The sequence below is a fragment of the Brevibacterium rongguiense genome (genome assembly GCF_009857845.1).
Lineage (GTDB): Bacteria > Actinomycetota > Actinomycetes > Actinomycetales > Brevibacteriaceae > Brevibacterium > Brevibacterium rongguiense.
The window spans coordinates 43868-54418 of record NZ_WWEQ01000016.1; the positions used below are offsets into that span (position 1 = coordinate 43868).

Consider the following 10551-nt stretch of genomic DNA (forward strand, 5'->3'; position numbering starts at 1 on the left):
GCGAACGATTCCCCGCGAGCGGGCGGCCCCGCCCCTGACCGGGCGCGCCCGTCTCCGCCTTCGCCCGCCGCTGACCCGTCAGGGGCCGCTGCCGCGCAGCAGCTCGGCGAGCTCGGTGGGGCCGAGGAGCCGCTCGGGACGCACAAGCCGGTCGTCGGCGACGAAGTAGAACGCGCCTCCCACCTCGCGGCCGGAGAACCGGTCCATCTTCTCCACCGCCAGCGCATAGACGGACAGCTGGACGGTCATGGCGGCCAGCCGCTCGTCGTCGGGCACGCCGCCGGTCTTCCAGTCGATGACCTCGATGCCCTCGCCGCGGTCGAAGACGGCATCGATCTTGCCGGGGATGTGGACCCCGCCCAGATCGAGCTCGAAGGGCAGCTCGATCGCCAGCGGCTCGCGCTGGGCGAACTCGGAGGCCTCGAATGTCCGGCACAGGTGGTCGAATCGGTCCTCGAGCTCGGCCGGCAGCCGGCGCCGCTCCGCCTCGTCGGCCAGGCCCTCGAGGGCGGCCTGCCCGTAGCGCTGCTCGACCCAGGCATGGAACGCGGTGCCGAGCGCGGCGGCCGGGGCCGGGCCCTGCGGCATGGGCCGGGCGAGGTCGGTGAGGAACGCGCTGCGGTCGGCGCGCAGCGCCACGATGCTCGTGGTCGAGAGCCGTTCGGGCAGCGCACCGCGGAACTCGCGGGGCGCCCGGTCGGCCAGGAGGTCGAGCGCGCGGCGGGCGTAGGGGGCTGCGGGCCCGTCCGCGAGTGCGTCGAGCGCGACGGCGGGGGTCGCGGCCAGCTGCCGCAGGACCGCGGTGCGCAGCGCGAGCTCCGCCGCCGGCGGCTCGACGGGCCAGGGCACCGGCGGGGCATCCCCGGCCTCCACCTCCGCGTCCTCGGCGGGCAGCTCCACCTCGGCGCCGAGGGCCTCGATCGCCTCGAGGAGGAACGGGGAGAACTCGCTGCGCCTGGTGCGCCGGGGCGAGTGGGCCGCGGCGCCGAGCCACAGCTGGGTGCGGGCCCGGGTGATCGCGACGTAGGCCAGGCGGCGCTCCTCCGCGAGGCTCTGCTCGCTGAGCGCGGGGCCGAGGGTGCCCTTCAGCCAGTCGGCGAGCTCCTTCTGCGAGGCGAACGAGGTCGCCGTGAGGTCGAAGCGGGGCAGCTTGTCCCGGTCGCCGCGCAGCGGGTAGGGCAGCCGGCCCAGCGAGAGCCAGCCGCGCCCATCGCGGGGTGTGCTGGGCAGATCCCCCACGACGAGGTTGGGAATCGCCACCGCGTCGAACTCGAGGCCCTTCGAGGCGTGGACGGTCATGACGACGACGCTGCGGTCGGCGGGATCGGACCCGTCGGGCAGGGCTGCCTCGGCCACGGCGAGCGCCGCGGACTCCTCGGCCAGGGCGAGCCACGCGAGCAGGTCTTCGGCCCGCACCGCGGGGTCGGTGGCCACGTAGCCCGCCACCGTCGACAGCAGGGCGTCGATCGCGGCCCGGTGCTCGGCCGCCCGCGCCGGCGCTAGCGCCTCGATCTCCGCGTCGATGCGCAGCTCGCGCACGGCCTCGCGCACAAGCCCCGTCACCGTCGTCTGGGCCGCGCGCAGCCGGCGCAGGCTGCGGGCCAGCCGGCCGGCGCGCTCGCGGGCGTCCCCGCTCAGGCCAGCCGCGGCGATGTCGTCGCTCAGCTGCGGGCCCGGCTGCTGCGCGGCCAGGTCATCGAGGCACTCGGCCAGCCCGATCGGCTCGACATCGTCCGCGCTCGCGCCGAGGGCGACCTCGAGGCGCCGCTGGCGCAGCCGGCGCAGGCGGCCCAGCGCCGCGACGTCGGCCGCACCGAGGGCGCACGAGGCACCGGTGAGCAGGCGCATGAGGTGCTCGCCGGCTCCCGGGTCGACGACGACGTTGAGCGCGGCGAAGACGTCGGCCACGTAGGGATCGTCGAGGCCTCCGGCGCTCCCGGCCATGATGACTTCGAGGCCCGCCTGCTCGAGCGCCGCGGCGACGGAGGCGAAGTCCGCCCGCTTGCGGCACAGGACCGCGCGGGTGCCGTGGGTGCCGGCCATCCAGGTGGCGAGGGAGGCGAGCTGATCGGTGCCGTAGTCGGCGTCGGCGTGGCCCACCGTCACGGCGAGGGCCACATCGCCGTCCTGTGCCGTGGGCGCGGCGGTCAGCTGGGCGGCGGGGTCGATGTCCGGCAGCTGCGCGGCGATGCGGTTGGCCACCGCTAGCACCCGCCGGCTGTTGCGCCAGCTCGTCGTCAGGCCCAGCGTGCGCCCGGGCCCGCCGTCCGGGCCGGGGAAGTCGAGCGGGAACTGCCCGATGTTGCCGGCGCTGGCTCCGCGCCAGGCGTAGATCGACTGCCGCGGATCGCCCACCGCCATGACCGGCAGGCCCGCGAACATGAGCTGCAGGAGCTTCGCCTGGCTGTCCGAGGTGTCCTGGTATTCGTCGAGGAGGATGAGCTGCCAGCGCGAGCGCTCGATCTCGAGCGCCTGGGCGTCCTCGGCCATGATGCGGTGGGCGAACGCAACCTGGTCGGAGAACTGCATGGCGTGGCGGGCGCGCTTGAGGCTGCGGAAGCGCTCGACGAGGCCCGCGAGGCGGCGCTTGGCCTCGAGGGCGGCGACGTCGCTCGACAGGTCGTTTGCGCAGATGAAGTCCACGAGCTCGGCGCGGGTCGCCGCCGACCACAGCTTCGGCGGCGCCCCGCCCGTCGCGCCGATGATGCCCGCGAGCCGCGCGCGCAGCTCGGCCTTGTCCTCGGTCGGCATCTTCTTCCTGCCGATCGTCGCGTCGAGGGCCGCGAGGTAGTCCGGATTGAGCAGCGCGGCGAGGCTTGCGTCGATGTGCTCGACGACTCGGGCGGGGGTGCTCAGGTGCTCGTCGATCTGCCCTGCGAGTTCGAGCACGGCGGTGACGATCGTGCTGCGGGCCCTGCCCGCGGGCACCTCGGCTGGTCCCGCCGCGTCGACGATGCGGCCGGCGAGCAGGGTGGCGGAGGCGTCGTCGAGCAGGACCGTGTCCGGTTCGACGCCGATGGCCATGCCGTAGTCGCGCACGAGCCCGGCGGCGTAGGCGTTGTACGTCTGAACGCTGGGCACATCGAGGCCGTCGAGCGGGCGCGGCGCAGGGGCGCGGCCCGGCGCGCCGGCCGTGCCGCTCTGGCGCTGCCAGTGGCGCAGCGCCGCGAGGCCGCGCCGGATGCGGTGGCCGAGCTCCCCCACCGCCTTGCGGGTGAATGTGAGGCCCAGGATGGCGCTCGGCTCGATGAGCCCATTGGCGACGAGGTAGACGATGCGCTGGGCGAGCACCGTCGTCTTGCCCGACCCGGCGCCCGCGATGACGACGGTGGGGCCGAGTCCCGCCTCGATGACCGCCTCCTGTTCTGCGGTGGGCGGCGGTGAGCCCATGATCTGGGCGACCTCTCGCGCGCTCAGCCGCGCGACCGGGGCCGCTCCCGCAGTCGCAGCGCTCACGGCGCCTCCTCTTCTCCGGCACCGGGGACCATGGCGGGGCAGGAGCTGCGCACGGGGCAGGTGCGGCAGACCGTGGTCGAGGGGGTGGCAGGGAACACCGCGCTTCGCATGCCCTCCGCGGTGCGCTCGATGAGCCGCAGCGCCCAGCCGGGATCGTCCGCCTCGGCCAGGGGCGGCTGGATCCGCCGGTTCGGCGCTGAGGCGCCGCTCTTGTGCGCCTTGCGCGGGTAGACGAGCTCGGCACCGCCCGCCGCCGTGCCGCCGAGCTGCTCGGCGCTTCGGCTGCCATCGGCCCCGGTGAGGGTGGCACCCGGAGTTTCGAGCGCCGCCTGGTAGGTGCCGAGCTGCGCGTGCTCGGCCATCTGCGCCTGGGTTGCCGGGACCTTGGCCGTCTTGAAATCTACGACGTGGAGCCGGCCCTGCGCATCGCGCTCGAGGCGGTCGATCCGCCCGCGGATGCGCCAGGGGCCCGCGCGCTCCGGGTCGTCCGTGGCGGCGAGGACCTCCTCCTCGACCCCGAGGAGCTCGTAGCCCTCACCGCGCCGGGAGACGAGGAAGTCGTTGAGGTTCGTCACCATCCCCAGGCCCGCCTCGCGATCGGCCTCGCGCTGCCACGCAGAGGCGTAGGGCAGCTGCGCGAAGGCCTCCTCGAACTCGCGGCGCATGGCGTTCAGGCCCCCGTGCGGATGGTGCTCGGCAAGCGCGTGGATGAGCGTGCCGAGGGACTGCGCGGCGGTTTGGCCCGCCTGCCCGCCGCTGTCGGTGAGGAACCAACGCAGCCGGCACTCGGCGAACGACTCGACGCGCGAGGGCGAGATCGGCACGGTGTCGTGCTCGCCGAGCACGGGGTCCGTGGAGCTGATGCGCTGCCAGTTCAGCCACGTGGCCGGGCGGGCTTCGGGGACCCCGGCGGCCTCGAGGGCGCGCAGCAGCAGCGCCCAGTCCTGTCCGGCGGGGTCCGCACCGACCGCGGCACCGGCCTGCGCATCGGCGGTGCGGGCGTGCTCCTCGCGCAGCCGGCGGCGGGCGTGGGCGGCCACGCCGCGCAGGCTGAGGGGAAGGTCATCTTCACCCGTGTTGCCCGGTGCACCGGGCGCCCCGGCCGCGCCCCCGGGAGCCCCGCGGTGCTCGGCGGGGCCGAAGAGCTCCTCGCACAGGCGGAAGAACACGCCGGGGGTCTGCTCGCCGTCGTCGATGCTGGCGAGCACGAGTTCGGTGCGCGCCCGCCCGATGCCGCACAGCAGGAGGCGCCCCTCCTCGTCCACCGTGGCCCGCTGGCGCCGGCGGTATTCGGCGGGGTCGAGACCGGGCGGGGGCGTGCCCTCCATGGCGCTCGCGAGGCCCGCGAGGTCGAACACGGTGCCGCGGACCCGCGGGTTGGGCCACGTCCCCTCTTCGAGGTCGACGATGCACACGCGCTCGAACTGCGTGTGCGCCACCGCAGCGGGCGGGGCCACGGTGACGATGTCGCCGTCGGCGCCCTGCGCGAGCGAGTCCTGCGCGAAGTGCTGATCGGCCACGAGCTCGGCGAAACCGGCGGCGTCGAGGTTGCCGCGCTCGGCGAGCTTCTCCGCGAGGGCCATGAGGCGCACGACGGCATCGAGGCGGTCGTTGTGGGGGCTGGTAGGGCTGGCGAGGGCCCGCCGGCGCCAGTCCTCGGCGACGCCCGCCGCGGTCCACAGCCGCCACAGCGCGGTGTGCGGATCGAGTGCGGCGGACTCCACCGCGGCGTCGAGGATGCGGTGCACGGTGCGCAGCGGGCCCGGCAGCCGATCACTCGGCAGCTCCCGCAGCGCGCGGTCGATGAAGCCGTCGCGTCCGCCGGGCGCGTCGGCGGCGCCGGGCGCGTCAGCGGCGCCGGGTTCCGCCGCCGGGGCTTCCATTCCATCCCCCGGTGCCTCAGTTTCCTCCCTCGGGGTGCTGGGCTGCTCCGCCGGGTCGCCGTGCGTCTCCCCCAGGTCCGCGGCACGGTCTGGGGGGCCGGCGCCCTCGGCGGGCCCGAGGTCGCCGGCGAGTTCGCGCTCGAGGCCGCGCAGGGCGATGGCGTCCAGCCCCACGTACGGCCCGGTGAGCAGCTCGCGGGCCAGCGCCCCCAGCCCCGCGCGGTCGCCCGGGTCGAGGGTGAGCGCGCGCAGCAGCGGTGCGGTGGCACGGTCCACACCGAACGGCAACTGGGTGTGGGCGACGGGGATGCCGAGGTATTCGAGCTGCTGGGCCAGCGCCGCGGCGGTTCCCGCCGTGCGCGTGAGCAGCGCGCAGTCGGCCCACGGCACGCCCTCGTCGTGGTGCCAGCCGCGCAGCAGTGCGGCCAGCGACCGCGTCTGCGCGGCAGCGCCCTCGAAGGTGCGCAGGCGCACGGTGGAGGGCCCTGCGGGATCCTCGGCCGCGGTGGCCGGGACGTGGCGCAGCGCCAGCGCGGCGGAGACCGTACGAGCGAGCTCCCGATAGCAGCGCAGGATCTCCCCACGTCCGCGGGCGGGCTCGCGCAGCACGAGCGGGCCCCGCCCGCCGCCCGCCTCGAGCGCCCAGCGCAGCACGGCGCCGCGCGCCCCGCGGAACGATTGGCTCGCCGTGTCCGGCGAGGCGAAGACGACGATGCGCGTGCCCAGTTCCCGCAGCCGGGCGAGCATGGGAACCGCCGCGTCGGGGACGTCCTGCGCCGCGTCCAGGAGCAGGTAGCGGGGCGCCGGCTCGGAGGAGAAGCTCCACGGCTGCCCGGCGGCGGTGCCGGCGGCCACCTCGCCGGCGATCGCTGCCGCCGCCTCGACGAACACTGCCGCGGTGTCGACGCCGCCGAAGTTCGGCACCGCGAGGAGGTCCGCGTAGTCCTGCAGCACCTGGGCGACGACGAGCCACTCGCCGCGCCCGAACCGCTGGGCGGCCGCGGCGATCTCGCTCTGGGCCCAGTCGCGGCCCATGACCTCGTTGAGGGCCTCGCGCAGGTGGTCGCGGAAGCCCGCGGTCGCTCGCAGCTCCGGGGACAAGCGCGCGGTCCACGTGGGCGGGGCCTGCCGCCCGGCGTCGTAGCCGGCGAGCAGCTCGGCCAGCAGCGCGTCCTGATCGGCGCCGGAGACGAACGACACGGGCGATCCGAACGCGGTCTGGGCGTGCGCGGAGACCAGCCCGAACGCGAACGAGTGCACGCTGCGCGCCGGGGGGCCCTGCCGGAGCCCGGCGGCACCCGCGCCCAGTTCGTCGCGCAGCGCATCGGCTCCCTCGCGGCTGGGGGTGAGCACCGCGATCTCCTCGGGGCGCACGCCGCGGGCGCCCAGCGCCGCGTGCAGCCGGCGCAGCAGGGCGGTCTTGCCCGTGCCGGCCCCGCCCACCACCGGGACGACCTGCGCTGCCGCAAGCGCCTCCACCAGCTCCGCCTGCACTGCCTCGAGGCTCGCCGAGAGCCCGGCGCCGGTGCCGGTGCCGCTCGCGGACTCCCCCGCCGCCTCGCGTGCACCGCCGGCCGCGGGCTGCGGCTGCGGGGTGGGCTCTGCTGTGCTCATGGGCCCATTCCACCACGCACCACGGACACGGCGCCGCGCCGGGCCGCGCGGCCCCATATCTACCCGTGATATCTACCCGTGCGTCCCTCCATCCGGCACGGCCGACGCCCCCAGCGGACCCCTCTGGCCCGGGCGGTGCGGGGCCGGGGTGAGAACGGGCAGCGTCGGCGGGAGGCGCCACGGGCACCGCGTATCCGGCACGGGCTCGGGAAAAGTCCAAGGCAGGGGGCACGGGAAGACGCGGGCTGCGCGCACCGCTGTCCCGGCAGGGCGCCCAGCGGTCCCGGTGCCGGGCACTGTTGCCCGGCAGCGCTGCGCTGCCCCGGTGCTGCACTGCTGTCGTCAGGTTCCCGGCGCTGCGCTGCGCTGTGCTTCCGGTGCTGCGCTGTGCTTCCGGCGCTGCGCTGTGCCCGGTGTTCGCGCTGCCGGCGCTCGCACTCCCGCTGCCGCCACCGCTGCTCGCCCTGCCGCTGCCGACACTGTGCTGCGCTCCCGGCACTGCACTGTGCTGTCGGCACTGCGCTGTGCTCCCGGCGTCCCGCTCTACTCCCGGCACTGCGCCGTGCTCCCGGCGTTGCGGCCTACTCCCGCCGCTGCGCTGCGCTCCCGGAATTGCGCTGCCGCGCCCGGTGTTGCGCTGTGGACGAAACCCGGCGGGGAGCAGCGCTGGCGGCCGTACAGTGGGGTCGTCGGCGGCGCGGCGCGGACTCGCCGCGGCCACCGCGCCGGATCCGCGGTGCTCACCTGGGCCGCGCGGTGCTCACCCGGCCCGCGCCTCGGGCCCGGGCAGCATTCGGCCCCGCCGCCCCGCACCACCTGCAGAAGAGGAGAACAGCATGGAGATCAAGATCGGCATCCGCCAGTCCAACCGCGAGGTCGTCGTCGAAAGCGACCTGAGCGCCGATGAGCTCGCCGAGCGCGTGTCCGCCGCCCTCGCGGCCGAGGGCGTGCTCTCCCTCGAGGACGCGAAGACCAAGGGCCGCCGCGTGCTCATCCCCGCCGAGCAGCTCGCCTACGTCGAGACCGGCGCGGAGCACCAGGCCCGCGTGGGCTTCGGCATCGCCTGAGCGAGCCACCCCCACCGGGCCCGCCGAGCCCGTGCGCACCGCAGCCGAGGCGCCCACGCGAGGGCGCCTCGGCTGCGGTGCTGCTGCGGCCAGGCAAACCCAGCGCCCGCTCCCGCCCGGTCAGCCGTGCACGGGGCCGACCTACCAACGGGGCTGAGCACGCAGCCGGCCGGCAGGGCCGAGCGCCGGGCGGCGCTCAGGCGACGAGGCCGAGGGCGGACATCCGCCGCGAGTGCTCGGACAGCGCGTGCTGCGTGAGCTCCGCGGAATCGACGCTCGCGCGCGGGAACTGCTCGGTGAGCTCGCGGACCCGGTGGAGCGTCTCCGCCACGAGCTTGCGGCCCCACAGGGCCAGACGCGAGGCCAGCACCGGATCGCCGGCCACGGCGGCGGCCAGGCGCTCGCGGAGGTAGTCGGCCTGCCGTGTATCATTCAAGGCGGTGACGGCGACCTCGTGGCTCGCCTCATCGAGCTCGCCCAGGGCCGCTCGGCTGAAGTCCTTCATGATCCCGTCGTAGACGTAGCCCTTCATGAGGCTCTCGTACCAGTCCTTGGGCTTCGTCCGCTCGCGAAACGCCGTGAACGACGGCTCGGCCTCCGCCAGGAGGCGGGGCAGGTCTCCACCGAGATCCTCGATGCGGTCCGTGAGCGCCTCGAAGTGCGCCAGCGACCGCCCGGCGATCCGGGACAGGTCGATCGAATCGCGCACGGTGGGCGCGTACTGCGCATCCGTGGCCATCCGGTGGAACGCGGAGAGCTCGCTCAACGACAGGATCGCAAGCGTCGTCACCGAAGCGTCGGAGGAATCGGGCGAGGGCATGGCCCCACCCTATCCCGCCGGCGAGATGACAGCGTGCTCCCGCGGGAGCACCGTGAGGAGTGAAGAAACATGTCAGCAGATCCCAACGCGGCGACCGCCGCGCAGCCGGCCGACGAGCAGTCCGCCCCGCCCGCCGTGCTCGTGGCCGATGCCGCGCCCACAGGCGAGACCGCGCCCGCCGCCGAGGCGGAGCTCGGCGAGGCCGACCTCGTCGCCGCCCGCCCCGGCTCGGAGCCCACCGAGCAGACGTTCGCCGACTTCGGCGTCGCCGAGCCCATCGTCGAGGCGCTGGCCGAGGACGGCATCGTCCACCCGTTCCCCATCCAGGCGCTCACCCTCCCGGTGGCGCTGACCGGTGCGGACATCATCGGCCAGGCCAAGACCGGCACCGGCAAGACCCTGGGCTTCGGCATCCCACTGCTCCAGCGCTGCGTCGCCCCCGACGAAGACGGCGCCGAGCCCGCCGAGGGGCGCGCCCCTCAGGCGCTCGTCGTCGCGCCCACCCGCGAGCTCGCCAACCAGGTCGCCGAGGACCTGCGCACCGCCTCGACGAAGCGCAGCCTGTCGATCGTGACGATCTACGGCGGCAAGGACTTCGATCCGCAGATCAAGGCCCTCAAGGACGGCGTCGACGTGGTCGTCGGCACCCCGGGCCGCCTGCTCGACCTCTACGGCCGCCGCGTGCTGCGCCTGGACCGCGTGCGCACCGTCGTCCTCGACGAGGCAGACGAGATGCTCGACCTGGGCTTCCTGCCCGATGTCGAGCGCATCATCGCCGCGCTGCCCGCCAGCCGGCAGACGATGCTGTTCTCTGCGACGATGCCGGGTGCGGTCATCTCCATGGCCCGCCGCTACATGAGCCGGCCCACCCACATCCGCTCGCAGGAGGTGGGCGACGACTCGCAGACGGCGCGCAACACCGTCCAGCACGTCTACCGGGCCCACTCGATGGACAAGGCGGAGATGGTCGCGCGCCTGCTCCAGGCCGAGGGCCGCGGGCGCACGATCATCTTCGCCCGCACCAAGCGCACGGCGGACAAGCTCGCCGAGGAGCTCGCCGACCGCGGCTTCGATGCGCGCCCGCTGCACGGCGACCTCAACCAGGGCATGCGCGAGAAGGCCCTCAAGGCCTTCCGCGAGGGCAAGTCCGATGTGCTCGTGGCCACCGACGTGGCGGCCCGCGGCATCGACATCGACGATGTCACCCACGTCGTGAACTACCAGTGCCCGGACGACGAGAAGACCTACATCCACCGGATCGGCCGGACGGGCCGCGCCGGCCACTCGGGCATCGCCGTCACGCTCGTGGACTGGGACGACATCCCGCGCTGGAAGCTCATCAACCGGGCGCTCGGCCTCGACTTCGACGAGCCGGCGGAGACCTACTCGACCTCCCCGCACTTCTACGAGCAGCTGGGCATCCCGCAGGGCACGAAGGGCCGGCTCAAGCGCCGCCGCCCGGCCGCCGGCGAGGTCGTCGAGGACCGGCCCGGCGACGATGCGCCCGCCCGTCGCTCCGAGCGCTCGCGCGGCGAGTCGCGCTCGAACGGCCGCAGCGAGTCGCGCTCCGAGGGCCGCTCGCGCTCGCGTCGGCGCACGCGCTCCGGCTCCGAGAATGCCCAGGGGGCGCAGAACGCCCAGGGCGCCCAGGACTCCGCCGCTCCCGCGGGCGCGCAGCACGGCGCGGGAGCCGAGGCGGGGACCGGGGATG

5 protein-coding genes are annotated in these 10551 nt (G+C 75.1%); 2 read left to right on the plus strand and 3 right to left on the minus strand.

Features of this window, described 5'->3' with window-relative positions; all coding sequences use genetic code 11:
* Positions 1–78 precede the first annotated feature (78 nt).
* Both GSY69_RS05525 and GSY69_RS05530 read right to left on the minus strand, forming a co-directional pair.
* Positions 79–3456, minus strand: a complete 3378-nt coding sequence (locus GSY69_RS05525) for an ATP-dependent helicase (RefSeq protein WP_160952877.1) — start codon at positions 3454–3456, stop codon at positions 79–81.
* Positions 3453–6953: a UrvD/REP family ATP-dependent DNA helicase gene (locus GSY69_RS05530; RefSeq protein ID WP_160952878.1), complete on the minus strand. Its 3501-nt coding sequence runs from the start codon at positions 6951–6953 to the stop codon at positions 3453–3455. The genes GSY69_RS05525 and GSY69_RS05530 overlap by 4 nt, the downstream gene beginning before the upstream one ends.
* A gap of 836 nt (positions 6954–7789) precedes the next feature.
* Between GSY69_RS05530 and GSY69_RS05535 the strand changes: the two genes are divergently transcribed.
* Complete coding sequence (locus GSY69_RS05535; RefSeq protein WP_160952879.1) at positions 7790–8020, plus strand: DUF3107 domain-containing protein; 231 nt, start codon at positions 7790–7792, stop codon at positions 8018–8020.
* A gap of 196 nt (positions 8021–8216) precedes the next feature.
* On the opposite strand, the gene GSY69_RS05540 is transcribed toward GSY69_RS05535, so the two are convergent.
* Positions 8217–8840 carry a ferritin-like fold-containing protein gene (locus GSY69_RS05540; RefSeq protein ID WP_160952880.1) on the minus strand — a complete coding sequence of 208 codons (624 nt, stop codon included), beginning with the start codon at positions 8838–8840 and terminating at the stop codon, positions 8217–8219.
* A 69-nt stretch (positions 8841–8909) separates the two neighbouring features.
* Here GSY69_RS05540 and GSY69_RS05545 point away from each other — a divergent pair.
* Positions 8910–10551 (plus strand): DEAD/DEAH box helicase (locus GSY69_RS05545; protein ID WP_202410834.1); only part of this gene is annotated, 1642 nt, incomplete at its 3' end.

Excerpts from the sequence above, each read along its gene's own strand:
- GSY69_RS05530 (WP_160952878.1), bottom strand. The coding sequence starts at position 6,953 with ATGAGCACAGCAGAGCCCACCCCGCAGCCGCAGCCCGCGGCCGGCGGT.
- GSY69_RS05535 (WP_160952879.1), top strand. The coding sequence starts at position 7,790 with ATGGAGATCAAGATCGGCATCCGCCAGTCCAACCGCGAGGTCGTCGTC.
- GSY69_RS05540 (WP_160952880.1), bottom strand. The coding sequence starts at position 8,840 with ATGCCCTCGCCCGATTCCTCCGACGCTTCGGTGACGACGCTTGCGATC.